The organism is Bacteroides sp. 11BF (assembly GCF_019633765.1).
Lineage (GTDB): Bacteria > Bacteroidota > Bacteroidia > Bacteroidales > Bacteroidaceae > Bacteroides > Bacteroides hominis.
In genome coordinates this window covers 1-26,269 of record NZ_JAFKPJ010000026.1, presented here as the reverse complement: position 1 = coordinate 26,269, position 26,269 = coordinate 1, and the positions used below count along the sequence as shown (strand labels likewise).

At 42.5% G+C, this 26,269-nt stretch carries 22 protein-coding genes and 1 tRNA gene; 3 read left to right on the top strand and 20 right to left on the bottom strand.

What is annotated here, in order from left to right; genetic code table 11:
* Positions 1-23: 23 nt before the first annotated feature.
* The 5 genes from JZY04_RS19380 to JZY04_RS19360 all read right to left on the bottom strand — a co-directional run bounded on the left by JZY04_RS19380 (position 24) and on the right by JZY04_RS19360 (position 10,397).
* Entirely contained in the window at positions 24-4,568 is a 4,545-nt protein-coding gene (locus tag JZY04_RS19380; RefSeq protein ID WP_122143588.1) for a translocation/assembly module TamB domain-containing protein, read from the bottom strand.
* 101 nt (positions 4,569-4,669) lie between these two features.
* A complete protein-coding gene (locus JZY04_RS19375) occupies positions 4,670-6,979 on the bottom strand; it encodes an ATP-binding protein (protein WP_122143587.1) in 2,310 nt (769 codons plus the stop codon).
* 3 nt (positions 6,980-6,982) lie between these two features.
* Complete coding sequence (locus tag JZY04_RS19370; RefSeq protein WP_022011171.1) at positions 6,983-8,308, bottom strand: MATE family efflux transporter; 1,326 nt, start codon at positions 8,306-8,308, stop codon at positions 6,983-6,985.
* The gene (locus tag JZY04_RS19365; RefSeq protein ID WP_370635145.1) at positions 8,305-9,552 is read right to left on the bottom strand and encodes a M16 family metallopeptidase; all 1,248 of its coding nucleotides are present in this window, start codon (positions 9,550-9,552) and stop codon (positions 8,305-8,307) included. The genes JZY04_RS19370 and JZY04_RS19365 overlap by 4 nt, the downstream gene beginning before the upstream one ends.
* A gap of 5 nt (positions 9,553-9,557) precedes the next feature.
* Entirely contained in the window at positions 9,558-10,397 is an 840-nt protein-coding gene (locus JZY04_RS19360; RefSeq protein ID WP_122143585.1) for a peptidylprolyl isomerase, read from the bottom strand.
* A gap of 93 nt (positions 10,398-10,490) precedes the next feature.
* Between JZY04_RS19360 and JZY04_RS19355 the strand changes: the two genes are divergently transcribed.
* Entirely contained in the window at positions 10,491-11,834 is a 1,344-nt protein-coding gene (locus tag JZY04_RS19355; protein ID WP_122143584.1) for a sigma-54 dependent transcriptional regulator, read from the top strand.
* A gap of 301 nt (positions 11,835-12,135) precedes the next feature.
* Positions 12,136-12,333 (top strand): hypothetical protein, encoded by a 198-nt coding sequence (locus tag JZY04_RS19350; RefSeq protein ID WP_032543743.1) that lies wholly within the window; start codon positions 12,136-12,138, stop codon positions 12,331-12,333.
* Between the two features lie 63 nt (positions 12,334-12,396).
* Here the strand turns inward: JZY04_RS19350 and JZY04_RS19345 are convergent, their stop codons facing one another.
* The 3 genes from JZY04_RS19345 to JZY04_RS19335 are packed head-to-tail and all read right to left on the bottom strand — an operon-like array spanning position 12,397 to position 14,435.
* Entirely contained in the window at positions 12,397-13,071 is a 675-nt protein-coding gene (locus JZY04_RS19345; RefSeq protein ID WP_122143583.1) for an RluA family pseudouridine synthase, read from the bottom strand.
* Positions 13,072-13,079: 8 nt separating this feature from the next.
* The gene (gene fabG, locus JZY04_RS19340) at positions 13,080-13,826 is read right to left on the bottom strand and encodes a 3-oxoacyl-[acyl-carrier-protein] reductase (protein WP_005783025.1); all 747 of its coding nucleotides are present in this window, start codon (positions 13,824-13,826) and stop codon (positions 13,080-13,082) included.
* A gap of 12 nt (positions 13,827-13,838) precedes the next feature.
* On the bottom strand, positions 13,839-14,435 hold the full coding sequence (locus JZY04_RS19335) for a TetR/AcrR family transcriptional regulator (RefSeq protein WP_005783024.1): 597 nt from the start codon (positions 14,433-14,435) through the stop codon (positions 13,839-13,841).
* Positions 14,436-14,674: 239 nt separating this feature from the next.
* On the opposite strand from JZY04_RS19335, the gene JZY04_RS19330 reads away from it, so the two are divergent.
* Positions 14,675-14,747 (top strand) — tRNA-Met (locus JZY04_RS19330).
* Positions 14,748-14,897: 150 nt separating this feature from the next.
* On the opposite strand, the gene JZY04_RS19325 is transcribed toward JZY04_RS19330, so the two are convergent.
* The 12 genes from JZY04_RS19325 to JZY04_RS19270 all read right to left on the bottom strand — a co-directional run bounded on the left by JZY04_RS19325 (position 14,898) and on the right by JZY04_RS19270 (position 25,895).
* Positions 14,898-16,421, bottom strand: a complete 1,524-nt coding sequence (locus JZY04_RS19325; RefSeq protein WP_122143582.1) for a hypothetical protein — start codon at positions 16,419-16,421, stop codon at positions 14,898-14,900.
* Positions 16,422-16,759: 338 nt separating this feature from the next.
* Positions 16,760-17,560 carry a hypothetical protein gene (locus JZY04_RS19320; protein ID WP_122143581.1) on the bottom strand — a complete coding sequence of 267 codons (801 nt, stop codon included), beginning with the start codon at positions 17,558-17,560 and terminating at the stop codon, positions 16,760-16,762.
* A 14-nt stretch (positions 17,561-17,574) separates the two neighbouring features.
* The gene (locus JZY04_RS19315) at positions 17,575-17,943 is read right to left on the bottom strand and encodes a GntR family transcriptional regulator (protein WP_005811098.1); all 369 of its coding nucleotides are present in this window, start codon (positions 17,941-17,943) and stop codon (positions 17,575-17,577) included.
* A 15-nt stretch (positions 17,944-17,958) separates the two neighbouring features.
* The gene (locus JZY04_RS19310) at positions 17,959-18,771 is read right to left on the bottom strand and encodes a hypothetical protein (RefSeq protein WP_122143580.1); all 813 of its coding nucleotides are present in this window, start codon (positions 18,769-18,771) and stop codon (positions 17,959-17,961) included.
* Entirely contained in the window at positions 18,768-19,622 is an 855-nt protein-coding gene (locus JZY04_RS19305; RefSeq protein WP_032541064.1) for an ATP-binding cassette domain-containing protein, read from the bottom strand. Before JZY04_RS19305 ends, JZY04_RS19310 begins: the two co-directional genes overlap by 4 nt.
* A 329-nt stretch (positions 19,623-19,951) precedes the next feature.
* On the bottom strand, positions 19,952-21,385 hold the full coding sequence (locus JZY04_RS19300) for a tetratricopeptide repeat protein (protein WP_122143578.1): 1,434 nt from the start codon (positions 21,383-21,385) through the stop codon (positions 19,952-19,954).
* Between the two features lie 19 nt (positions 21,386-21,404).
* Positions 21,405-22,352: a PstS family phosphate ABC transporter substrate-binding protein gene (locus JZY04_RS19295; protein ID WP_032542134.1), complete on the bottom strand. Its 948-nt coding sequence runs from the start codon at positions 22,350-22,352 to the stop codon at positions 21,405-21,407.
* Between the two features lie 2 nt (positions 22,353-22,354).
* The gene (locus tag JZY04_RS19290) at positions 22,355-23,170 is read right to left on the bottom strand and encodes an energy transducer TonB (protein WP_005783011.1); all 816 of its coding nucleotides are present in this window, start codon (positions 23,168-23,170) and stop codon (positions 22,355-22,357) included.
* Between the two features lie 29 nt (positions 23,171-23,199).
* Positions 23,200-23,850, bottom strand: coding sequence for a biopolymer transporter ExbD (locus JZY04_RS19285; protein ID WP_005783009.1), 651 nt, complete (start codon positions 23,848-23,850; stop codon positions 23,200-23,202).
* Positions 23,851-23,862: 12 nt separating this feature from the next.
* The gene (locus JZY04_RS19280; protein ID WP_005783007.1) at positions 23,863-24,468 is read right to left on the bottom strand and encodes a biopolymer transporter ExbD; all 606 of its coding nucleotides are present in this window, start codon (positions 24,466-24,468) and stop codon (positions 23,863-23,865) included.
* 27 nt (positions 24,469-24,495) lie between these two features.
* Positions 24,496-25,308: a MotA/TolQ/ExbB proton channel family protein gene (locus tag JZY04_RS19275; protein WP_005783005.1), complete on the bottom strand. Its 813-nt coding sequence runs from the start codon at positions 25,306-25,308 to the stop codon at positions 24,496-24,498.
* Positions 25,309-25,448: 140 nt separating this feature from the next.
* Positions 25,449-25,895, bottom strand: a complete 447-nt coding sequence (locus JZY04_RS19270; RefSeq protein WP_080783769.1) for a hypothetical protein — start codon at positions 25,893-25,895, stop codon at positions 25,449-25,451.
* Between the last annotated feature and the right edge of the window lie 374 nt (positions 25,896-26,269).

Here is a 26,269-nt window from a genome sequence, read left to right as displayed (position 1 = left end):
TTTTAATCTCTTTTATTAATCAATTACTGATGTGCTTCACCGGTTGATGAAGCCTTCTGTGTATCAGGAGACGTCTTCTTCTTTTTACGGAAAATAAACAACTCACTTAATCTGTCGATACGCTTACGCAGTACCAGACCGATACCGGTCTCCGTAATTTCTCCTTCAAGCACACTTTCATAATTCTTATTATGGAAAAGACGGATGTAACGGGTTCCGGATGTATCGAGACGATATTCCAAAGAAATATTATCGATAAACGATTCAACATCATTTGTAGCTTGTGCACCGGTAGATACCTTGCCGCCAAGCACTATCTGGAAACGATCGTTGAAGAAACGCTGTGAATAACGGAAACTATAGTCGGTACGCTTTCCTCCTGCATCGGCAGCATCATGGTCTTCTACCCCCATCGAGAAACTGGCATTCTTCAAATTACCCGCCAATGCGTTGATCTGACTGGAAAGTATACTGTTTAGTGCCGATCCCATATTCAGTCCGCCACCTCCGGAACTCCCGGAATTTGCAAGGTAGAGTCCGGTAGCCAGCATGGCAATGGCTTGCTTCCCACGTTCGTCAGCACTCATAGAAGCCAACTGATTCTGCACTTCTGCATCATCGGGTGCATCAATTTCAAAAGCCAGCGAAAGGTTATCCAAACGATTCTTTACGACAATCGACACGTCAAAGTTAACCATACGCGACTGTCCGCTTTCGCTGCCTACCGAAGCACGAAGGCGCTCGGTGGCTTTCAGGTTTAGCATCGGGTCCATCGGGTTTCCCGTCCATTCTACATAGCTGCCATTGTTTATATTGAATTCTTTCAACGGAATCACAGGAAGGGCATATTTCATCATTCCCCCCGTAAGGGTATATCGTCCTGAAAGAGATAAGTCTCCTTGTGGAGTATATTGCATGCTCAGATTACCTCCTCCCTGCAATTCGACCCGGCTGCTGCGGTCAGCACTCAAATCCGCTTTCAACCGGACTCCGGGATCAATCTGCACAGTCATAATCATATCGAGTCCGCCAAGTGACACGACAGGAGCTTCTTCTTTCTGTACGGTGGTCGTATCACTGAAAGAAGTAAAAGTAACCAAGTCCCCCAACCGGTCTTGCACAGTGAGCGGCGAATCCATCAAGACATAGGTGACATCCGTATTGCCCAGCAGGTTCATATTGCCACGCATCACCAACGCATCCACCGGACCACGCAAAGTTGCATTAAAGTCCACAAACACTTTTCCATATACCAGACTCTCTTTAGTACGGGGAGCGTTGAGCAGCATGTAGTTTTCCGCCAACATCGACAGATTCACTTTAGGACTGCTCAAATCGCGAAAATCGACTGTACCATCAATCGTGAAAGGATTCTTACTGGTGGTAAAAATAGCAAATTTGTCGAACATCAAACGACTGTTCTTAATCTGTACGGGACGGTTGTCGAACGTAAACCTTGCTCCCGCCTGACGGGCGAAGACCGACACGCTGTCCAGAATCAAGTTACCATTGACCAATGGCTGATCCGTATCTCCGGTTATATGCAGTCCACCATCCATATCACCCGAAAGGTTAACAACCTGATCCGGTACAAAAGCATTGGCTATCTTTAGCGGGAAATGCTCCATTGTGGCATTTACCTCGATACTGTCCTTACCGGTTACCGAGGGATGAAGCGAACCGTCGGCCATCAGAATTTCCTCACCCTCATGGGTCAGATAAGTACTGATGTAATGTTTCCCTCTTTCACCCGGAAGCCACGTTACCCCAAGTGCAACGTCTCCGATACGTTGGTGCTCATAAGTCAGTTCATCGATACTGGCCTCGGCAGATACCTGCAAAGAAGTAGCTGTCTGCACATAATTGGCCTCAGCCGAGAAGAGACCGGACAAATCAGGAAGGTAAGGAAGTACCTTACTGATCTCAGCCAGCCGGATGCGTTGCAACTCCACGTCAATATTCTGCAATGACACGGTGTCACTCTGGTTGGATTTCATTCGGAATCCCATATCTTCATCATCTACCATATCGACATTGGCATACAGACGCATGTTTTTATGAAGATATATCCAGTTGTGCCGGTCTACGAAGTGGAACTTCCGAAAAGCGATAATGGGGTTCTCCGGTATCAGCGTGAAAGCAAGTCCCTCCCCTTTTCCACTTCCCTCAACCAATGGACGGACATTCACACCGAAAAGTACACCGGTTTCTCCTTTATCATTTTCATAGCGCAACGTGAGTTCTGCATCATCGTTGCGTATTTCTCCGGCAATACTCGATTTAAATACAATCTGCGGATTCTTGGGTCCGTTGATGACTCCTCCATGCAAACTCATGCGAGTCGTATCTTGTTTGACAGTAAAGTAAATCGTATCTAATTGCAGGGTATCCATCTTCAATGCGTGAATAGCAGCTTTTCCGTTGATACCCCAATCGGGAGCGGTGCCAAACTTCACACCCATATCATGAAAAGCAATATCTTTTGTTGCCAGATAATATGCCAGGGGATTTTCTTTACCGGCAGACATCGAAAAAATGGCAGTAGGCAACGCCTTACGCAATTCTCCATGATCAAGCTCTTTTTTATCAATCTGCTCAATCAGCACATCGGCAAAGTGAGTAGATTGTTCAATCAACTTGTCCAGACTGGAACGTGCCGAAAGGTTAAGTTTCATATCACCAGCCGTAAGATGGGTGAAAATACGGTCACGACGGGCCTCTGCTGTAAAATTAAAAGCTAAAGGATGCTTCAAGGGTTTGGGAGCAATACCCAGTTCGTACAAGTCGAGTTGGGTAACATCCAAATCAGCCTTTCCGTCCATGTAGGGTTTGGCAAGATGATATTCGGCATTGGCGTTCATCTTCAACAACCGGTTGTCACTAACCACATGGGCTGTGGCAAGTGCATTCTTAACATCACCGGTCACTTCAATTCCCGAAATACGGTAACGTCCGTAATGGAGTGACTCCAACGAGGCTTTCAGTGAAGCAACCGTACGATAAGAAGTAAAGTCGATTCCCCTGCCTACTGCTGCTACCGATGTAGTCAGTTCATAAATCGAATCTTTAGGCAGGAAATGATGGAGCTGCAAGGCTTCCACCTTCAGATCGGCCCGATAAGCCTCGGTACTTCCATTGTAAGCCGCATCTACACTCAGTGATCCCTCACCCTCTTTCAGCAAGAGTTGCGCCATATATTGCGGACCTTTCATCCGGGCTTTTGCGACAAGCGACATCTGATTAGGGATAACAAGAGAACTGTCCGCCCTTGTTCCACCCAGAGTTGTCAGGAAATTAAGATTCTGGGTCTGCATTCTCAGGTCGATAACAGCCGACCGCTCCACACTATCAGTCAGGTTCAGCAACTCCCCACCTCCCGAAAGTGAGAAAGCTCCGGGTAACTCAGCGCTGAAACGAGTGATCTGCATCTCTTTCAGATTGCCCTCCGTACCGGCACGTATCACCAAAGGGCGGAAAGGATAGGCCTCCTTGAAGCTATCAGGCAACCCACCGGCAAGAAGCAGAACATCCTGCTTCCCGATCATCGCATTAAAGCGTGCGGTCAGCCGTCCGGTCGTAGGAATATTCACCAACTCCCAATAGGTCTGTGCCGTAAAATTTATTTCAGAATGGGGTGTCAACAGTTTCAAGTCCGGCACCCGGATGACAGTATCATTGGCAAACACACGCCCGGTAAGTGAAGTGACACTTAACCCGGACCGGTCGTTCATCGAAAACTCACGGATGACAGCATTCATATTACGCCCGCGATAATACATCGAATCGAGCCCGATACGTATATCACGCAAAGCAATATGTGACGGATCAAAGCCTTCGGCTGGTTCCATCGAACCCACATCATAATTCACAGAAGTACCCGACAATAAAAAGCTGCGAAGCCCGTAACGCAGATTCTTCAAATCGGCTTCGGCCTCATTGATTTGTGCGTCTCCCACATGGGCTGCCAAACGCATACTGTCTGCCGGTAACTGCATGCTGAAGGAAACATTCTTTAATTTCAAATGGCGTAAATCAACTTTCCAACGAATCTCGCTCTGAGCAGTATCTTTCGGTGTAGCAGTAGTATCATTCAGAAGTAACTGAACATGGGTATCGGATAATTCGGCCCGATTAATAACAGCTACTTCATTGGGTAAATCCACCCCATGGCTTTCGAGTTTAAAGCTGCCTAAAACACCTTTCAGACGCATACCATCTATCAGGTCAGCAGAGTTAACAGTCACCTGACGAAGAGTAATATCATCCACTTCTACTTTTCCACGAAAAAGCGGAAGTGCCTGCACATGCACATTGAAACTTTCAAGTGATAATAATGTATCGGGAGTCTGAATGACCTCAACCCCTCTTACCAGCAAATTTAAAGGAAATCGCAAATCGATACGCCGGACATTAATCTGCATACCGGTCGCTTCGGAAGCATAAGCAGCAGCCTCCTTTCTCAGAAAATTCTGTACGGGAGGAATATAGAGTAATACCATCAGTATCACAAAGAGTATGACAGGAGTAAGCAAAATCCAGCTTACCCATTTGATCCATTTTCGTTTCATGAAGCTTGTGTCTCAATGTAAAAAGTGATACAAAGAAAACAAAATTATCCGGAAAAAGATTAAAGTGACGATGATTTTATATATGAGTAGACTCACAACAATCACCGGGACTGATCCTCTGACGCATACCGGCGCGCTTCTGTCAGCACGATATCTACTTGCTGAAGGGCTTCTTTTGCTTTTCGTACAATTTCGTCCGAAATAGCTTCTCCACGGCGCTGCTCCAACCACGAAAGTAAGGGAAGTACTCCTGAAGCCCCAAGTAAAGTAAACAGAGGCAGCAGCTTATGTGCCATCCCTGCTATCCCATCCACATCCATGGTCCGGACAGATTCTTCCATCCGACTCCGGTTTTTCTCCGTTTCTTCAATAAAAGTTTGAATAATAGCTGAAGCTGCTTCCGAGTCATCCTCGGAAAAAGCCGTCAACGCCCGAAAATCAAGAGAGGTCTCCGTCGACCTGATTGACGAATTTTCAAGGACTTCACCTGTTATCATCGCTAACAATTCCTTCACCGTAAAAGGTTTGTGCAGACATCCCGCAAACCCATATTCCCGGAAATCCTGTTCGCCCATCTCACTACGTGCAGTAACAGCAATAACCGGGATAGCACGTGCCTGAGGAATATTGGATGCACGCAATAACTTCAGCAAATCGAACCCGTTAATGGCAGGCATCTGAACGTCAGTCAGCAATACGTCAAATGAAGAAGTACGAAGTTGTTCTATCAACTCGTCCGGCTGCTGACAGCAAGTAGCTCGAATATTCTGCTGCTCAAGCATAGCCGCGGTCAGTGCCAATTGAATCCGGTCATCATCAATCAATAAAACATGATTTAGCTTTTGGGAGGATATTTCTTCTCTATCACCAGCCTGGTCTGAAACTGAGGTTGAAACAACTGCCTCCTCCTGCTTCTCCCCGACAACAGGACCTACCGGATACAGTGGCAAAATGACAATAAAACGGCTTCCTTCCCCCAGCGTACTTTGCACGCTAATCGAGCCTTCAAGTAACGTCACAAGTTTGTGAACGATAGAAAGTCCCAACCCAAATCCTTCCTCCCCCTGTGCTCCGGGTAATCGGGTAAACTCCTGAAAAATCTTCTCACGATCGCCGGGCGCCATTCCTTTACCCGTATCCGCAACCTCAATGCGGACACTGGATGAATGATAGGTGACATTCAATGCGATATTGCCCTTTACTGTAAATTTCACAGCATTCGAAAGCAAATTATTCACAATTTGCCGGATGCGTAAAGGATCGCTGATAAAACGTCCATCCAACTCAGAATCTATACTGTAGTCCAAAGCTAAGTGTTTGGCATCGGTCAGTGGTTTGAAACTTACACGAATCTCTTCGAACAGTTGTGCCGGATTGAATGTAACCCGGTTGACTTCTGCTTTATTCAGATCCAACCGATGGAAATCAAGCAAATCACTTACCAGTTTAAGCAAATGTTGCGAAGAACTTTTCATATTGTCCAAGTAGAATCGTTGCCTTTCGTCCGTTGTCAACCCTGAAAGCAAATCCGTATATCCGATAATAGAACCCAGAGGAGCTTTAAAGTCATGAGTAATGGCAAGCATTAACTTTTCGCGGGCCTCAAGTAACGCTTCTGCACGTTTATTGGCCTCTTCCAATTCTCTACGGTAACGATTGCTACGGGTAATATCCCGCCAGATCATAATCAAGAAACAAGCAGACAACAATACAGCAGCAACAGCAATTCCTCCGATAGTTCGAGTGGATCTATTGCGAAGCTCTTGCTGTTCGGACGCATTATCCACAGCACGCCGGGTGACTACCTGTTCATAAGTTGTAATCATACTGTCTATGCGAGTGGTCAGTTCCCTGTTCATCCGACGGAGGCGAGCATTATAATTAGGGCGTACTGCCGGCTTTGCCTTCCTCTTGGTTACCGTACGTATACGCTGATGTAACGAGTCAATCGGGTTATAAGATTCAAGAATAGTGTCCGTGGCAAACTCTACTGCTGTATTGACCAATACAGCAGTATCTTCCTTTGAAGGCACAAAAACCTCACCAAGCCTCCTAAAAAAGCCCTTCTTTTTTCGCTTGGTAATAACAGAATCGCGTTTGGTAATGATACGGTGCTGCACACGCTGCTGGGTGATCACCGTATCCTGCTCGGCAATAATGGAATCCAACTCAACCGGAGTAATCATGCTTTCATTCGCTTCATTGATGATCTGAAGCATCCGGATGGTATTTTCATCCTTTTCTTTCAACAGAAGAAGCAAACTGTCCGTCTGTAAACTTTGTACATCATCCGTATCAGACAATTTCTCCATCTCCCTATGTACGAACAACAGAGAGAACAATAATACGACCAGCAACAAAGTATACCCCGCCGCGATCTTTACTTTTGTGAAACGGGAAGGAATAGCCATAACTTATCTTGTTTTATACCTGAAACGTAACCATAACATGACTGCCGCACTGCTTAGGCCGAAAGGGAAAGCCATCCAAACTCCGAACAATCCCCACCCCATGACAAAACCAAAGAAATACCCGGCCGGGAGAGAAATAATAAAATAGGCAATGAAAGCAATCAGCATCATAGGTTTTACATCCGAAATGCCACGCAGGGCATTGGCAAAGTTGATTTGCATTCCGTCTCCAAACTGATAAGCCAGAAAAGGCACCATCAGAACGACTACCATCGCTGACACTTCCGTATTGTCAGTAAACCATCCTCCCACCTGATATCGGAAAAAGAAAACAATGGATAACAATACGATTCCCATAGCCAATATGATATGTGCGCCGGCATAAGCCGTACGTCGCACATTAACGATATCGTTTTGACCTTTGAAATTGCTGACCCGTACAGCCACTGCCGCTCCCATCCCATAGAACATCATAAAAGTAAACTGTGAGATAGTGAGCATCACCTGATGGGAAGCCAGAGCAATAGTGCCCAACCATCCTACCATCACCGTACTCAAACTAAATGAAGCAGTCTCCATCCCCATCTGAAAAGCGACAGGCCACCCCAAAGCATTTAACTGCCGAAACAACGCGCGCGACCATCCTAAACGGATAAATCCCAGTTTATAACGCAAAAAACGACGGCTACTAAAAAAGACCAATACAAAAACCAACACCATGACAATGCGCGAAAACAATGTGCTGATTCCGGCTCCCAATAGTCCCAACTCAGGAAATCCCAGTTTACCATTAATCAGTATATAATTTCCTACAATATTCAGCACATTACCACCCAGAAGTATCCACATAGCTGTCTTGGTATCGGTTATTCCGTCAGTAAACTGTTTGAATCCGTTAAATAACAGCACAAAAATTAATGAAGCAAGCAATATCAGATAGTAGGGTTTGATCAGAGAAAGCAATTCTTCCGGCTGCCCTAACCTTTCCACATTCAGATAAAGAATCGCCATAATTCCGGTTAGCAAAATGCCCACCAAAAGATTGGCAAGCAAGCTACAACGCAAAGCTTGTCCTGCAGCAGCAAATTTACGCACACCATAAAAACCGCCAACAATGGGTGTAAGCCCATACGAGAATCCGGTGCTGAAGATGATAGCCAACGTAAACATATTATTGACGAAGGAAGCCGCCCCCAGTTCATTGGTACTGTGATGCCCAATCATCAAGGTATCGGCAAAACCAAGTACAATCACTCCCACCTGCCCGATGACAATAGGAAGGCCAAGAAGAAATAGTGCTTTATAATGATTCTTATATATAAGTCTCATTCCTGCTCTCCCTTGCTACTCTTATAGTAAAGTACCACTCCATTTTCTTCACGGAATGCGGTTTGTGCCACTGCTTTCAGACGGTCGGCAGTTACAGCACGATAACGTTCTACTTCCTTCTCCATATCTTCTGCTTGTCCGTTCAACTCAAACCATGCAAGATTCGTCGCTACATTCAGATAATTGATATTTCCAAATATCTGGGTAGACTCAAATTTATTCTTCACTTTCTCAAGTTCATGTTCCTGTACCAAAGCAGTTTGCAACTCGTTCAACTCTTCACGTACGGCTGTCTCCGCCTCTTCCAATGATACACCGGCAGCCGGTTTACCACTGATATGAAACAAACCGGCATCAATCGTTCCTGATATATAAGCATCAATACTCGAAAACAATTGTTTTTCTTGTACAAGATGCTGATTCAGGCGACTGGAACGTCCGTTACTTAAAATATCCGATAAAATATCAAATGCATAATAATCGGCATCCAAACGGTCACACATGTGATAAGCCATAAAAAGCGAATCAAGCGGCACATTCCGCTCGACTACCTGGCGACGCTCTCCTGTCTGGACAGGCTCCTTGGGCAACTGCCGTAAAGGAACCTCCCGACGAGGAATGGGTCCGAACCACTTTTCCGTAAGGCTTACGGCCTCTTCAAATGATATATTTCCGGTGACAGCAAGCACAGCATTATTGGGCGCATAAAAACGAAAAAAGAAATCTTTGACCTCTTCCAATGTTGCATTGGCTATGTGGGACAATTCTTTACCAATGGTAGGCCACTGATAGGGATGAACCCGATATGCCAAAGGGCGCAACAAATGCCCGACATCACCATATGGCTGATTGAGACAGCGTTGCTTGAACTCTTCCATTACCACTCCACGTTGCACTTCCAGGCTGCGCTCACTAAAATCAAGACTCATCATCCTATCAGATTCAAGCCAAAATCCAGTTTCCACATTCTGCCGGGGTACAGTGAGATAATAGTTGGTAATATCATTATTGGTCCAGGCGTTATTTTCTCCTCCCGCTAATTGAAGCGGTGCATCATAATCGGGTATATTCACCGAGCCCCCAAACATCAGATGCTCAAAAAGGTGAGCAAACCCAGTATGTTCCGGATTTTCATCCCTGGCTCCCACATTATAAAGAACGTTGAGTGCAACCATTTGCGTGCTGGCATCCTGTGAGTGAACCAGCCTCAAGCCATTGCTCAGAATATGCCTGTTGATCTGCAGCATATTTATTCGATAACAGAAACGTTGATAATCTTCACATCTTCTTCCGGACGGTCACTGCGGTCTGTTTTTACCTGCTGAATTTTATCAACAACATCCATACCTTCTATAACTTCTCCAAAAACCGTATATTCACCATCCAAATGCGGAGTACCTCCGATGGTAGTATAAGCTTTTATCTGCTCAGGAGTAAAATGAAAATCCGGTTGTTTGGCAGCTTCAGCCTCAGCCTGTATAAACAAAGTATCTTGTAAAGCGAAAAGTCCATCCTGATCATTAGCCTTACGCATTTTATAGATTTCTTTCATATGTTTCTGTGCTAAAGCATTAAAAGCCTCAGTCACTTTATTCTGATTCTTCTGCTGTTCCATATTCAGAAGAGTCGAATCACTGAACACTTTTCCGGTAACAATATAGAACTGACAGCCGGATGACTCCTTATTAGGATTTACTTCATCGCCCTGACGAGCAGCAGACAAGGCACCTTTCTTATGGAAATATTTAGGATATACAAACTCTGCCGGAACTGTATAGCCGACATCACCCGAACCTAACATCTTGCCCTTCGGAGCATTTTTCGATTCCGGATCACCGGCTTGCACCATAAAGTCTTTTATTACGCGATGAAACAGCGTCCCATTATACGTTCCGTCTTCAGCCAATTTAATAAAATTATCTCTGTGTTTTGGAGTCTCATTATACAATTTCACTTTGATATCTCCTAAAGAGGTCTCAATTTTCAATACAGTTTCTTTTTCCATGTTTCCATTTTTCTTTTGTCCCGGTTTACAAGCTACTGCACCGCAAACCAGTATAATTAATAATATCCAAAAATTCTTTCTCATAACGCTTTTATTTAATTTAAGTCTGCAAATATACGACTTTACCTCAAAACCTCTTACCTTTGTAGCTCACAAAAAGAGGCAAAAGCTAACATCATGAGATCCATACTGATAGTTGAAGATGATATTACGTTCGGAATGATGCTAAAAACCTGGTTAGGCAAAAAAGGGTTTAATGTATCATCGGTAAGTAACATTGCACGTGCGCAAAAGCACATCGATGCACAACCGACAGATCTGATTCTTTCCGACTTGCGACTTCCCGACCACGATGGCATCCATCTACTGAAATGGATGGGTGATAAAGAACTTCATATCCCATTGATTATCATGACAGGATATGCAGACATCCAATCAGCAGTACAAGCCATGAAATTGGGCGCACAAGATTATATTGCCAAACCGGTCAATCCTGAAGAACTGCTCAAAAAAATAACTGAAGCCCTTCAAGTTAAAGAATCCCCTCTTCCACAGGTAGCCCCACATGGTAAAAGTCCCAAAACCAAACGGGAATCCCATTCCTACCTGGAAGGAGAAAGCGATGCGGCCAAACAACTTTATAATTATGTCAGCCTGGTAGCTCCCACTAACATGTCAGTCCTGATCAACGGTGCCAGCGGAACCGGTAAGGAATATGTAGCTCACCGTATTCATCAGTTAAGCAAACGTTGCGACAAACCGTTTATCGCTATCGATTGTGGCTCTATCCCCAAGGAATTGGCTGCTTCTGAGTTTTTCGGACACATCAAAGGTTCTTTTACCGGAGCACTCTCTGACAAAACCGGTGCATTTGTAGCAGCAAACGGAGGTACCATTTTTCTTGATGAAATAGGTAACCTCAGTTACGAAATACAAATTCAACTTCTTCGTGCATTACAGGAACGTAAAATACGTCCTGTTGGTTCAAATACAGAAATAACAGTCGATATCCGTCTGGTATCTGCAACCAATGAAAATTTGGAACAAGCTATCGAAAAAGGAACATTCCGTGAAGATCTATATCATCGGATTAATGAATTCACTTTGCGAATGCCTACGCTGAAAGAACGTGGAGAAGATATCCTTCTTTTTGCCAACTTCTTCCTCGACCAAGCTAATAAAGAACTTGACAAGCAACTTATCGGCTTCGATGCCAACGCTTCAAAAGCACTTCTTGAATATCACTGGCCCGGCAACCTGAGACAGATGAAGAATATAATCAAACGTGCCACACTGCTCGCACAAGGTAGTTTTATTGGTCTCACAGAACTGGGAAATGAGATACAGGAGACGCAACCCTCAACTCCCAAAATGGCATTGCGGGATGAGGATACCGAAAAAGAGCATATAATGGAGGCGTTGCGACAGACAGGCAACAATAAAAGTCGCGCCGCGCAATTACTTGATATTGACCGCAAAACATTATATAATAAATTGAAACTATACGGAATCGATCTTTAACGAACAGCAAGGTGTGGAATATTTCCACACCCCATTCCACACTTTCCACAGTGTTCTACACTATCCTTCATCTTTATCTTTTTTTTAGCATACTGCAAATCAACCGGTTACATCAGAGCCTTCCTTTCTGGCACAGCATTTGGAAAATACTCTGTACAAGTGTTTAACCAAATGAAAATAAAACTAAGGAGTTAGTTTTATAGTAGTAGCAATGTTTATGTTTGTTTGTGATGGTTTTTAACCTAGACCTTAACATGAAATTAAAAAAACAGACAATCAAAACTTTTAAAAAGCAATAATTATGAAAAAGTTAGTTTTAGTAGTAGCTATGTTTATGTTTGCTTGTGGATCATTCTTTGCCATGGCACAGGATCCGGTGAAAAAAGATCAAAAGAAAGAGGTCAAAGACACTGTGAAAACCGAGCCTAAAAAAGAAGTAGCTGATACAACTGCTACAACGGTCGCAGCACCAGGAGCATTTGCACAGTTTGCCGAATAATAGTAAGCACACTACAACAAAAAAGCCATTCCTACTTCGTCTATTCAGGGAATGGCTTTTTTGCTATATATCTATTTCAAACCCATGCCACAAATTACTATCCGGCACAGGAGCATCGAGTTCTATCAATTCTTTGGATACCGGATGAACAAAACGTACATGCCTGGCATGCAGACAGATACTTCCATCCGGATTGGAACGTGGAGAACCATACTTCAAATCACCTTTAATAGGGCATCCCATCTTTGCCAGTTGGCAACGAATCTGATGATGACGTCCGGTCTTAAGGTCGACCTCAAGCAGGAAGTAATTATCCGAACGGCCGATAAGCTTATAGCTCAGAATTGCTTTCTTACTATTGGGAACCTCCTTATCATAAGCATAACTCTTATTCTGTTTTTCGTTACGTACCAGATAATGTATCAGTTCACCTTCAGGTTGCTTCGGGCAATTTTTCACAACAGCCCAATAGGTCTTTCTGACCTCACTGTTCTTGAACATCTCATTCAGCCGGGATAAGGCCTTACTGGTTTTCGCAAAAATAACAAGACCGCTCACGGGGCGGTCCAGCCGATGGGTTACACCGATAAAGACATTTCCGGGCTTCTGATATTTATCTTTCAGATATTGCTTAACTGTTTCTGAAAGAGGAGTATCACCCGTTTTGTCTCCCTGAACGATTTCGGAAGCGGTCTTGTTAACTACTATAATATGATTGTCTTCGTATACAACGGTCATACCGAATATTACATATTCATACCACCATCAACCTGGATCACTTGTCCTGATACATAAGAAGACATATCAGAAGCAAGGAAAGTAGCCACATTGGCCACATCTTCAGGAGTACCGCCACGGCGCAATGGAATTTTCTTAGCCCATTCAGTTTTCACTTCTTCCGAAAGGCCGGCTGTCATATCAGTGATTATAAATCCGGGAGCAATGGCATTGGCACGAATACCACGAGAGCCAAGCTCCTGTGCGATAGATTTAGCCAAACCAATCATACCGGCTTTTGAAGCTGAATAGTTAGACTGTCCCGCATTACCATGAACTCCTACCACTGACGCCATGTTAATAATGCTTCCTGCTTTCTGACGCATCATAATCGGTGTACAAGCATGAACAAAGTTGAAAGCAGATTTCAGGTTTACGTTGATAACCATATCCCACTGCTGTTCACTCATACGCATCATCAATCCGTCACGAGTAATGCCTGCATTGTTAACCAGAATATCAATACGTCCAAAATCTTTATGAATCTCTTCTACCACCTTTGCAGTATCTTCAAAATTGGCAGCATTCGAAGCATATCCTTTAGCTTTTACACCCATTGCCTCGATTTCTCTCGCTGTGTTCTGTGCATTTTCGTCGATAACAAGATCTGTAAATGCGATATTTGCTCCTTCAGAAGCGAACTTCAAAGCAATAGCTTTACCAATACCACGAGCCGCACCGGTCACAATGGCTGTTTTTCCATCTAATAATCCCATACTAAATTTAAATTATTGATTAATTTTTGTTCTATGTAGTGCACCAAACACGATGTTGGCAACATATCTTTTTCGGGTTTCCATATCCAGGTTCGCCCCGATATGTCCTCGAATATATGGCACCTCGATGCCTTTTACGCAGTAATGTACCAACGCAGCGGTCATTTCCACATCGTCTATATGGAACACCCCTTTGTCTTGTCCTTCCTTCAGCACACTTTTGAAAAGTTGCATTTCTTTTGCATCAAACCTTTTGCGGACTTTCTCCACCCGCCAAATATCTCTGAAGAAGTTGGCACGGAGTGTTCCGTTACGATAAACCACCTCTTTTACTGCATCCAGTCGCGTGTAGATCATCTCTATAATTTTTTTATCAGGAGAGATATCTTTATCTGCCACACGCTTCATCATATCCGACAGAATATCCAGTTCAGACTCTACAACAGCCAAATAGATTTCATCCTTACTTTTAAAATAGGTATAGAGCGTACGCCTACCCTTTTTAGAAGCAAGAGCGATATCATTCATTGTAGTATTCTCCACGCCCATCTTGGCGAAAAGCTGACGGGCAACGTCTACTAACTTGGCTTTTGTTTTTGATACGGTCATAGGTTAATTGCACATTGCTGAATTATTTGTGCAAAAGTAATTCTTTTCTTTCGTCCACACAAGAAAATAAATAAATTATTAACAATTGTACCTGAAAGCACTATGAAAAAAAGTAAAACAGGTCATCGCTGATTTCCAGCAACATAGCATAAAAACAACATTTTTATCGAAAAATAAATATCGAAATATTTGGTAGTTCAAATAAAAGCCGTACCTTTGCACTCACAAAACAGAAACATCGCGGAGTGGAGCAGTTGGTAGCTCGTTGGGCTCATAACCCAAAGGTCGTCTGTTCGAGTCAGGCCTCCGCAACTAAATAGAAGAGAAAGGCTGATAATTAATAAATTATCAGCCTTTCTTGATTTTATATCAGAACCAAAGGGATCATAGAGGATTCATACCTAAAATCTTAGGGATTACCGTTTTATCATTAAGTACCAACTTTAAGACAGTCACCAATAGCTACATTATTCTTAGTACCATCCCCGGATCAGAACAATCTCCCTCAGAAGCATTCATGAGTCCCATTTGTCGGATTACATCCCCCGGTATTGTCAAACGATTCCCCTTAATTACAATTTTGGAAGTAATGTCCACCGGAGTTTCTCCTGCCAAATCCTGTGCATATACCGTACGATTCTCCTTTTCTATTGAGGAAGGAAATACCATCGTCACCTCTTTGAAATACCCCAGTAAACCGACAGGCACATCCCAACGATCAATAGATACGGTCACTACAACTTCTTCTGTTACATATTCACGCCCCAAATTACGCCCTATTGTAACAACAGCTACAGCACCATTGGGATAACGGGACGCCAGCACAAATGGACGAACTTCCAGAGGAGCCCCGGAAACTTCCGGCAATCCCATTCCCCGGGCGACCCGTGCCGGTGCTTCAGCTATCACGTCCGTACCAACCTTACGTCCTTTATTCCAGGTTTCGTTCTCCCATAGCGTCCAATGATCAGTAAGCTTCACGCTATCAATAGCATAAGCTGTATTTCCTACTGAGAAAGGTACTGCTATCCGATGCCATCTGACTCCACGTACTACTTCATCCAAACGTCGCTTTATATCACGCCCGGTCGGTGGAAATACAAAATCCTGTGTCCCATCCGGCAAAGTTCCTGCAAACGAATGACGCATCACACCAATAGCACAACCCAGCCCCACTGCAATATAAGGTTCATCTTCACAGTTGATAATTCCTTTTGCCCCATTAACGGTCTTATAAGGTAATAGATCACAAATACGCTGAATAGTAATCGGCTGCGCCGTAATGTTTTCTACATCATACGTCCGAAAGACATCGCTAAATTCAATAAACTCATTCCGCAAAGCATGTTCTATATATAAATGAGGAGCATACCGTTTGCCCATAGAAGTTAATCTTTTTCTCCATTCTCCATTCCTATCCTCTTTCCCCCAATCCACTTTCCAATAATCAAAACCTGCTTCATTAGCTACCTTTATCCTCCGTTTCCAATATTCTTCCTCAGGAATATCGGCATACTTTTCTGCCTTCTGAGCACAAATCCATCCACCAATACCTTTCCAGCCTTTGCTTTTGATTTTTAAGGATAGCTGCCTTAAACGTTCCACGTCATCTCCACCAAAAGACGGGAAGCGATCCGGACTAAGTTCTACAGTTCCTAAATAAGGATTTGGTGAATCATTAACGCCTTTCGGTATATCCCATGAATCGTCCATTACAAAATAAAGATCTTTCCGGATAGCAGGATAACAATCTACCCAATTCTGATAGGGTCCATCTCCAAATAAATAGTCTTCAGTCATGGCGGCTCTGGTTAGTTCAGTACTTTTATAGCTGACCACATAGCCTTGCAAATTCCACGTACAAAAGTAATCCGGAGCTTTAGATGGAGTATCGGGCACAAGGCTTTTTACTGCACATGGCTGACCTGCAACAGAAATACACATGCTACAAAAAAATAATATCAATAAGTTTTTATGTCGTGTCATATAGGATATTTTTTAGATTAACAAAAACAAATATTGCAAATATAATCATTCTTCTCATCTATCGAACAAGATCATTTCATTCGTTTCATTAAATCTCTCCAAAACGGCAAAATACTCCAATGCCTTACCACTCCAAAAACACGCCATTACTATCGCATTTAGCCCCATAATAGTTTACTGCATAAATGGTAAGTATGTAACAGAAAGTATAGCTTTCCACTTCTGATAACAAAAAAAGATGCAACAATAAACTAAACAGTTCTTTTGCTACATCCTTTTCTTCCTGATATACAATCTATCCACTCAAACTTCTCAAAGCCCGAGAAGCAATGCCTTTTTTATTCGTCTTGAAGTACTAAACACCCTTTTTCCTTCATCGTCACATGCAGCACGGCATCCTCCTTCTTAGGAGTCCAAATCATCTTCTTGCATTCCCCTTTCTGGAGCTCATTACGATGATAAGTCTCACTACCTGTCAAGTGTTCAGTACCAATTGTACATTCATGGACACCCCAGTTTCTGACGCCATCCAGATCCAAATAAAGATAGGGAATTATCGATTGATGAGCATTAAATGTCACGCCATCACCATCAACATAGAGAGCGCGAATCTCACAAGAATCTAAACGTACTTCCCCACTTTGGATATACGTAGCCAAAGAGTCTGTTTTTATCCCGTTTATATTCGTACGCAATCCACGAATGGTATTGGTCAGAAAAGCCAGATTAGCATCCGCTTCTATAGTAAGCTGTAATCCTTTAGCCTGCAACCCCGGAATAAGACATTTCTTTTTCTGTTCAGGAAGATCATAATTAGTCAAATCCAGGCAAATCACCAAAGTATCCGCATCCTGACTGATTTTCAGATATTCAGATTCCGGACTAAATAATCTTGTTTTCCCATCAGTAGATGGCACTACATTCACGCAAGCCTGTTCCAGCCATGCATGACGCGTATCACTTGCATAAACTTTTACGGCACGAACACCGGAAAACTCTGTTTGAAGCAACTTATCCGAAAAAGTAAGTATGTATGAGTCTCTATCAAACTTTTGGAAAGAAATATAAACGACACCTGCCATTAGTATCACGAGTACCGAAGCAAGTATGCCAATAAATATATATGTAGTACGTTTCATAAGATTCTATTTTTTTATTTTTGTTTCATCATAAAGTTACGATACATAACCAGCAGCTCTTCATCCGAAACTCCCAGTGTGTAGAGTTGACGAAATACGTGCTCAAGTTCATCCTTCAAGAAGGTCTCCCGGCGAAGTGAAAGAATCAGATCTTTGGCACCGGCGGAAACAAAATAACCGATACCTCGTTTATTGTAAATGATATTCTGCGACTGAAGATAGTCGAACGAGCGCATGGCCGTATTGGCATTTACCTCTACTATAGCTGCATACTCCCTTACGGAAGGAATACGTTCCTCCTCCTGATACTGCCCGAGAAGTATCTCATCACAGATTCGATCTGCTATTTGCAGATAAATGGCTTTACTCTCTTTAAAATTCATAAACGTAAGAGTTTGTTACATTCGATTAATAATCTCAGATTCCTTGAAACGGAAATACGAAAGTGTCCAATTGACCAGTGTAAAGAGTATTGCTATTGCTGAAAGACAACCAAAAGCTGCTTCCTCACTAATATCCGGATTGAAGTTTATGTGATCCGACCATATCAATTTAGCAAATCCGCCAACAATTAACACATAGGCAATAAAAATAATCATTCCTGCTGAAAATGTTTTGACAAAAGAATTCTTAGGCCAGACAGTACTCCCTAATACAAAACAAGACTGAAAGAAAAAATAGCCTGCTATCATCAATACAAACGTATAGGTATGCCTGAACACCGTATAATAACCTGTATTATCACCAAACAAATGAGACAGCGGAGTAACCGCAATCGCATCATTCTCCGGATAAGCTAACGAATACACCAATATCTTTGTATAATCCGCCAGCTTATAGGTAATCAGAAAAACGATTAAGAAAACAACCGTAAATACCAGCCAGCGGGAAAAGAATTTTTCAAACGAAGTGGCAGGAGTCATAAGTACAGAGAGCCGCCCTGTTTTCGATTTCATCCTTTCCATCGTGAACGAAGCACTCAGGCAACCAAACACCCAAAGCCCCCATATAAAAATCATCAGATTAAAACTCCAGGTTATATCGCTATCCTGACTGGCCCGATAACTTAAATATCCATTCCATATCATTATCGCCGCCATGGCACCATACATCAACGCGACACGGAGCAGATTTGACTTCCAGTTCTCGATCATCTCTTTACGGCAGAGATTCATAAAACGTGTTTGGCTGAAAAAAGTATCTCTTATCATAATTCTGTTTGTTTAGTGTGGAACAATGCAGATATCCTTTCGGGAACTGCCAAGGTAGCGTTAAAAAGTAATTCAAGATTGATCTCCGAATCCTCGCCCGATTCATTAGGCAGAAGCAAGAAATTACCTTGAATAGACGGAGCGGAATATAAAGAAGATTGAAGCAATGTCCGGTCGTCACTCTCAGTAAAAAGCAGTTTATCACAAATGCCCATTACAGATTCGTTCAGTAGCACCCGGCTATTGTCCATAATCAGCACATGGTCCAACACCTTATCAATGTCACGCACCTGATGTGTAGAAATCAAGATCGTTTTATCATCTGTCATACCCGAAGCTATAAACTTCCGGAACTGGCTCTTACCCGGAATGTCCAGTCCATTGGTCGGCTCATCCATCAATAGTAAAGACGTATTTGTAGCAAGCGCAAAGCTCATGAACACTTTCTTCTTCTGCCCCATAGAAAGCGCTCCCAGATCAATATTGATATCCATCTCAAAATAGTGCAGATATTTCACCATATCCTCTTTACTGAAACGAGGGTAAAACGGACTGTTTAACTCTACATAGCTAATTAGCGAAACAGGGGGAAGGTCAAACTCTTCAGGAACCAGGAACATATCCTGCAATGTAACCGGCAGGCGACGGCGCACATCAGTACCGTGATAAAGCACACGACCACTTTTGGGTGTGAGTAGACCACTCATGAGATAGAGTAGTGTAGATTTACCTGCACCATTTTTGCCGAGCAATCCGTAAACTCTACCCTTCTCAAGTGACAGAGAGAAGTCATGCAATACGGCACGCTTCGATTTACGATAAAAAAAAGAAAGATTTTCTGCTGTAATCATCTTCATTTATTTATGAGTTTATGTGTATTAGTATAATAGTACACCGCAAAAGTAGACAAATATATGAATACTACAACAAATTCAGCAATATTTTTTCAAACTTTCTTATACAATTCTTATAATCAACACTATAAAGAAACACATTTTATATATACAAAGAAGAGAATAAGATCAACGCAAAAACTGAGAAGCATATGTCTCACTAAATATAATAAGGTGAAAAACAAGCAGACTTATAATTAAGCAAAGGTAGCGGAAAGCACTATAAAAAAGGAGGAGCTAAGAATCACTCTCCACTCCTCCCACACGACAAACAACTAAAATTATTACTATTTGATGCCATCCAATGCACGTTTAGCAGTAGCATTAGCGGGGTCTATAGCCAGAATTTTATTCCAATACTCCTTAGATTCAGGAAGTTTGTTAGCCACCAGATAATAATATCCCAGATAACTGTAACACTCAATCAGTGCAGAGTTATATCTCGGATCGTTTTTGTCAACCAAGAATGTGGCTACCTCTTCATAATAAGGTTTAGCCAATCCCTGAGTGGTTTCCGGATCTAACGCAGAATTGGTGCGTGCCCTCCAGAAGTTACCCAAATAACTATCCGGAGCCACTGTAGCAATTTCAGTAAAAATAGAATCGGCAGAGAGAAGAGCAGCCCTCCGCTCATCTAAAGAAACCGTCAATGTATCCGATTGCGTACCCTTTTCGTAATAAAGCTTTCCAATCTGGAACTGTACGTCAGGGGTGCGCTTATCGGCACTCAACGATTCGCTATATTTTTTATAGGCTTCTATCGCCTTTGTAAATTCATTGTTCAATTCATAAGAAGAAGAGACTTCACGCCACAAATCTGTTTTACTCGGATCGAGTGTGATTGCCTGCATATAAGCATCCACCGCTTGATCATACTTTTTCACAGCATTAAGCAAATGGCCGAAATACATATAGTCAAGATAAGAAAAATCGGCCTTATCAGACTCTTTAAAGAAAGCATCTGCTGCTTTCATAGCTTCATCATAGCGTTTCAAGTCGGTATAGTTATACATAGCCAAACGGTTGAATGCGGCATCACGCGGATTCTTCTGCAATCCCATCAGAGCTATCTGTAGCGACTTCTCAAAATCATGGTTCAAAAAGAGCGCAAAAGAGTACTTCGTCAAATCATCTTCCGTTGCTTCCGGAGTATTGATGAATCGGGCATAAGCTTCAGCCGCTTTATCAAACTTATTATTCAAATAATAAATTTCAGCCAGTTTCTTATCGGCAGCAACACTCGAAAGATCAATGCTCTTCAGCTGTTCCAGTTTCTCTATGGCAAGTTGTGGGCTGGCAGCCTTATACACATCAGCGAATTTCAAATAGGCCTCTTTATAATTAGGATCGAAATAGATAGCCTGTTCGTAAAGCTGACAAGCTTTTCCGGCATCTTTCTTAGCTACGGCTATATCGCCTTGCAGCACCGATACCGCAGCCGATTTGCTGTCAGCCTTTTGTCCAAGAGCGGCATAAGTTTCCGCTTCACTAATTTTACCAGCTTCCAGATATGCCTGACCAATAGCAGTCAGAAGATCGGTATTTTTTTTATTTTTCCCTTTCAGCAACTGTGCGGCTTCTTCGGAAGCCTGCGCCGGGTTGGTCTGAATCAATTCTTTTACTTTGGCAACCTCGCTGTGCCAATCAGCATCCGCCGATTGCGCAAAAAGCGGACCGGCTGCTACAAATGCTCCTACTAAAAACAGTTGAAATCGTTTCATTGTAATTCAATTTTAGTTATTATTCGTCTTTCACGTCCACAATACGAACCGGCTGGGTAGCCGGAACGAGTCCGGACTTTAATATAATCCGCTGCCCTCTATCAGAAGTGAGAAAAGAAGCGAATCCCCAGGGCAGTGCATTACGGGGATCGTTCAGTAATACATAAATAGGGCGTGCTAACGGATAGTTTCCGTAATACAGATAAGCTTGATAGGGCTTGTAACTGTTCTGCGGGGTAGCTATATCGTCTGCACTTACTGACATCACTCTAATCTCATCACGGAAAGACAAGTTTGTGGTATCACTCCGGTTTCCAAGCCAATTGACGCCAATCACTCCGATAGCATCGGGTGTACGTGCTACGTAATCAATCACTTGCTGATTTGTCCTCAGAGCCTTTACATCTTTATCGGATAAAGGAGCTCCTTTGCAGATGGAGTCAACTGCAAAACGTACCGTGCTTGAGTTCTTATTATCAAATACGAGTTGGATATCACCCAGCTTTGAGGTAGGATAAAGCTCTTTCCATGCATGTACCCTTCCTGTCAGAATACGCCGGATATCACGCACTGAAATCAGGGTATCTGTATTTTGCCTGTTGACAATCAGGGCTAATCCGTCAGTAGCCAGCTTTATTTCCCGAGGGAAGAATTTCCGGCTGTGGAAAGAATTCATCTCTTCGGGAGTCAATGTACGAGTGGTAATAGCCAGACGCACACTATCCTTCAGAAGCTGATTGATAGCGTCTACCTCAGTAGTATAACGGGGAACAATTCCGGCCAAAGGAAATAATCCCTCGAATACATCGATTTCCTCTTGAACAATGGGTTGAAAACTTTCGTCAGCGGTAATAGCTATTACTCCCGACGTATAAGTATCCGTCAGTCCGTCCTTGGGTTTTGAATTACAAGCAGATAATACAATCAAAGACCAGGCACTGATTAGCCAGAATTGTTTCTTAGTCATAATTACTGTAGTTTAAAGACAATAGGAACTGTGAAATTTACTGCCACGGCCTTACCGTTCTGTTTTCCGGGAATCCATTTAGGCATCGATTTGATAACACGTATGGCTTCCTTGTCGCAATATGGATCCAATGAACGTGCGATAGTTACATCCCGCACCTGTCCATCCTTACCAACCACAAAACGACAGATCACCTTTCCTTGTGTACCATTCTCGGCAGCAATGGTAGGGTATTTCAGATGTTCACCGATATACCTCATCAATTCTGTGGTTCCACCGGGGAATGTAGGCATCTGTTCTACCATATCGAAAACTTTTTCTTCGGCCGGCTCTGCCTGAGTAACCACTTGTTTCAAATCGGCAATATCCTTACCGTTTGCTTCATCGTTACCCTTCACGTCGGCAATGGATATAGCGACTTTGGTTTGTGTGAGTTCTTCCTGGCTTTTAATCTCATCATCCTCATGTACCTCCTCATCTTTTTTAATGACTGGAGCGGTAAACTTGATAGAACTCTTCAAAGCAGGCGGGGGTGGTGCCACCGGTTCTACTCTCTTCATCTCTTCCTGCTTTATTTCAGGCTCCTCCAATTGCGACAAGGTGGTGACTTCCGTCATTACCTCTTTTTGCTTCGGAGTGGCCATCTTGATTAAAGTCGGAAGACTAAAGCCCACTAAGGCGATTATCAACACAATAACCATTGCCACATTGTGACGTTTGGGTGAATCAGCACGCATTTTATACGCACCATAAGCTTTATTTTTGCCTTTAAAAATCAGCTCACACCATTCAAAAGAAGTTAAATCTATTTTTGCCATTTTAATTTTCTATTTTTTGGTGTTACATTTTATTCGGCAATATTCTGTGAAAGCTCACCCTTACTTTCAAAATTCTTCACCAGAAATTCGTCAGCTTCGGCAATGTCCGTTATCACATATTTACCAATATTACATATCTGCATTTCATCGAGAGCGTCAATCAGATTTGCATACGATGCATTATCCATCGCCTTGATGATGACTGTAGGCGTATCCTTTCCACTCTTTATTTCGGAAAGTTGCTTCGTAAATTCATCGTCTGATATCTTAAGTTCCAGCTTCTTCTGTTTCAGATCATTTACCTGTCTGACAGCAGCAGCATTCTTCTTCAGAAGTATTGCCCGTAATCCATCCGGTTTATACGACGTCTCTTTCAGAGAAGTATAATCCTTGTAGTTGGGTTCTCCTTCATAATAATATAGTTTGTCATCGGGTCCCAACAAGAGCGTGATTGCCTGTGAAGCTTTCACCTTGCTTTGCTGTTCTTCGGTGATGTTTTTATCATTGCTCGGCATGCTTATCTCCATCGTCTGAGGTTTGCTCAACGAGGTACAAAGCATAAAGAAAGTGATCAACAACATATTCATATCCACCATAGGCGTAAAGTCTACGCGAACCGTCATCTTCTTCTGTTTGCTATTCCCCTTCTTTTTACCGCTTTCTTGTACTTCAGCACTCATAGTTGTTCGTTTTTAGTTTTCAGAAGTCGTTTTCAGAGAAGTAATCAGGTTATACCGATTCTCCCTGAGGTCCTGAAGTGAATTCATAACATTTTTAATCACAGAATAAGGAGTATCCGCATCAGCCTTGATCGCAATACGCAAATCAGAATTCACAGCACGTGCATTACGCACCCATGACTTAAACTGATTATCAAGACTATCACAAGGAATACCTTCGTTCTTCAGTACTGCATCCTGCTTTTCAGTCGGCAAGTCAAGATAAGTTTTCATGTTTTTCATCGGCACTCCGAAAGTGGATGCCAACATGAATTTCTTTTCCTGTTCCGGAGTGAATGTGACGCCATATTCCTGTCCCATGCTCTCCAATACCGCTTTCAAGTCGGACTGCTTGTCCATACTCATAAATATCTTTCCGTTCGGATCAACCAATATCTGAAGGATATTCTTTTCCGGAATCTTAATTTCCGAAACTGAGGCGGGTGTAGTCACTTGTACTGGCTCTTTCTTCACAAATGTAGAAGTTAACATAAAGAAGGTAAGCAACAGTACCGTAACGTCACTCATCGCCGTCATGTCGATGAACGTACTTTTCTTTTTAATTTTCGCTCTGCCCATTATTGTCAGAATTTAGTGGATTCCAGATTATTTATGAGTAGCTGCAAAAGTCTGCACAATAGAGAAGCCTACCTCGTCAAGGCTGTAAGTCAACTTATCGATTTTGTTTGTATAGTAGTTATAAGAGATAACTGCCAACGCACCGGTAAGGATACCGAAAGCTGTATTAATCAAAGCTTCAGAGATACCTTGTGAAAGAGCCATTGAGTCGGCAGAACCACCGGCAGCCAAAGCGGCAAACGAACGGATCATACCAATAACCGTACCAAGCAATCCCATCAAAGTACCCAATGTGGTGATCGTACCGATAATCGGAAGATTCTGTTCCATCATCGGAAGTTCAAGCGCAGTAGCTTCTTCCAGTTCTTTTTGGATAGCAAGCAGTTTCTGATCTTTCGAAAGAGAAGAATCATTCTCCATTTCTTCGTACTTCCGCAATGTAGAAGTAACGACATTTGCTACAGAACCACGCTGTTTGTCACAAACTTCCTGCGCCTTACGAAGATCTCCTGCCGATAAGGCATCCTTGATGTTAGAAACGAATTTAACCAAAGAACCTCTACCGAAAGCAGAGCGAAGAGCAAAATAACGTTCAATGCTCAATGCCAATACAGTCAGCAATAAAGTTTGAATAACAGGCACAATCACTCCACCTTTGTAAATAGTCCCCATAAAGTTTCCCGGAAGTGGGTGATTGTTAGGATCATTGTTCATAAAGTTCGTGGGATTTCCCAAAATGAAATGATAGATACACACTGCTATAATGAAACAGCAGATAATAACCAATCCGGCATTCTTGATACCTACAATCTTAGTCGACTTTTTTTGAGTAGTTTCCATAATAAAGTTTTTTTTGTTAAAGAATTTGTTATTAAGAATTAAAGTAAATACGATTAGACACACCGCAGTCCGCCCCCTACAGCCTCATGCTAAAAATGAGGCTGCATTGTCAAACACAGCGAGTATATAAGATTGGGAATTTAAATAAGGATACGTCTTAAAGCAAAGATGTAGTAGTGACAGCTTATGGACGCATAATGTGGATCCTTATCCGAATAATAAGATTTACTTTGGTCTAATACCAACAAATTCTCTCTCAACAGGCACAATTTACGCATTGTGTCATTAAAAAGGTCAGAATCCTCAAGAATTCGACGAAGACGGAGATTATTAGTAGAAGAATATGTTTCAGAAACAGGTTTGAAACCTAATTCAACATCGGAGACAGACAAAGTTTGCGATTTATCAAAACCGGCAAAATCGCTACCACACCGATAAGAGTAATTAGCATCCAAAGAAGAAGATGAAACCTGGCAAGAAGTAACTGGGTTATGAGAGCATTCCATAATATTCAATGCATTGCCACTTATGCTAAAGGATAGCATCAGTAGAACAAACATCAATATGAATTTTACAGAAGTTTTCATCGTTCTATTTTTATGGATAAACTCTCTTTTCGATTTTCGTGGCAAAAATAGTAACTTATTGTATAGTGTCACCATATTTCACATCTTTTAATTGCTAAAAATCGAACTCTACCATTAAAACACTCACAGCCGGCTTTTGTTTTAACTAAAAGATTCTTTCTTTTATATAAAAGATTAATCAAAGTAAAAAAGATATAATGCAAATAAGTGATCCCCGCTTCTCCAAGCGCATGTCCCTCTTAGCTTATACCCAAAAACAAGTCATCCCCTCGTGTCTTCTGACCCGAGGGGATGAACTCTCTGAAAAAAACGGCGACTACCTACTCTCCCACTGTTACGCAGTACCATCGGCGTGATCAGGCTTAACTTCTCTG

What these genes read in the sequence shown, in the direction of transcription:
- JZY04_RS19380 (WP_122143588.1), bottom strand. Translation starts at nt 4,568, where the DNA reads ATGAAACGAAAATGGATCAAATGGGTAAGCTGGATTTTGCTTACTCCT.
- JZY04_RS19375 (WP_122143587.1), bottom strand. Translation starts at nt 6,979, where the DNA reads ATGGCTATTCCTTCCCGTTTCACAAAAGTAAAGATCGCGGCGGGGTAT.
- JZY04_RS19370 (WP_022011171.1), bottom strand. Translation starts at nt 8,308, where the DNA reads ATGAGACTTATATATAAGAATCATTATAAAGCACTATTTCTTCTTGGC.
- JZY04_RS19360 (WP_122143585.1), bottom strand. Translation starts at nt 10,397, where the DNA reads ATGAGAAAGAATTTTTGGATATTATTAATTATACTGGTTTGCGGTGCA.
- JZY04_RS19355 (WP_122143584.1), top strand. Translation starts at nt 10,491, where the DNA reads ATGAGATCCATACTGATAGTTGAAGATGATATTACGTTCGGAATGATG.
- JZY04_RS19350 (WP_032543743.1), top strand. Translation starts at nt 12,136, where the DNA reads ATGAAAAAGTTAGTTTTAGTAGTAGCTATGTTTATGTTTGCTTGTGGA.
- JZY04_RS19345 (WP_122143583.1), bottom strand. Translation starts at nt 13,071, where the DNA reads ATGACCGTTGTATACGAAGACAATCATATTATAGTAGTTAACAAGACC.
- fabG (WP_005783025.1), bottom strand. Translation starts at nt 13,826, where the DNA reads ATGGGATTATTAGATGGAAAAACAGCCATTGTGACCGGTGCGGCTCGT.
- JZY04_RS19335 (WP_005783024.1), bottom strand. Translation starts at nt 14,435, where the DNA reads ATGACCGTATCAAAAACAAAAGCCAAGTTAGTAGACGTTGCCCGTCAG.
- JZY04_RS19325 (WP_122143582.1), bottom strand. Translation starts at nt 16,421, where the DNA reads ATGACACGACATAAAAACTTATTGATATTATTTTTTTGTAGCATGTGT.
- JZY04_RS19320 (WP_122143581.1), bottom strand. Translation starts at nt 17,560, where the DNA reads ATGAAACGTACTACATATATATTTATTGGCATACTTGCTTCGGTACTC.
- JZY04_RS19315 (WP_005811098.1), bottom strand. Translation starts at nt 17,943, where the DNA reads ATGAATTTTAAAGAGAGTAAAGCCATTTATCTGCAAATAGCAGATCGA.
- JZY04_RS19310 (WP_122143580.1), bottom strand. Translation starts at nt 18,771, where the DNA reads ATGATAAGAGATACTTTTTTCAGCCAAACACGTTTTATGAATCTCTGC.
- JZY04_RS19305 (WP_032541064.1), bottom strand. Translation starts at nt 19,622, where the DNA reads ATGATTACAGCAGAAAATCTTTCTTTTTTTTATCGTAAATCGAAGCGT.
- JZY04_RS19300 (WP_122143578.1), bottom strand. Translation starts at nt 21,385, where the DNA reads ATGAAACGATTTCAACTGTTTTTAGTAGGAGCATTTGTAGCAGCCGGT.
- JZY04_RS19295 (WP_032542134.1), bottom strand. Translation starts at nt 22,352, where the DNA reads ATGACTAAGAAACAATTCTGGCTAATCAGTGCCTGGTCTTTGATTGTA.
- JZY04_RS19290 (WP_005783011.1), bottom strand. Translation starts at nt 23,170, where the DNA reads ATGGCAAAAATAGATTTAACTTCTTTTGAATGGTGTGAGCTGATTTTT.
- JZY04_RS19285 (WP_005783009.1), bottom strand. Translation starts at nt 23,850, where the DNA reads ATGAGTGCTGAAGTACAAGAAAGCGGTAAAAAGAAGGGGAATAGCAAA.
- JZY04_RS19280 (WP_005783007.1), bottom strand. Translation starts at nt 24,468, where the DNA reads ATGGGCAGAGCGAAAATTAAAAAGAAAAGTACGTTCATCGACATGACG.
- JZY04_RS19275 (WP_005783005.1), bottom strand. Translation starts at nt 25,308, where the DNA reads ATGGAAACTACTCAAAAAAAGTCGACTAAGATTGTAGGTATCAAGAAT.
- JZY04_RS19270 (WP_080783769.1), bottom strand. Translation starts at nt 25,895, where the DNA reads ATGAAAACTTCTGTAAAATTCATATTGATGTTTGTTCTACTGATGCTA.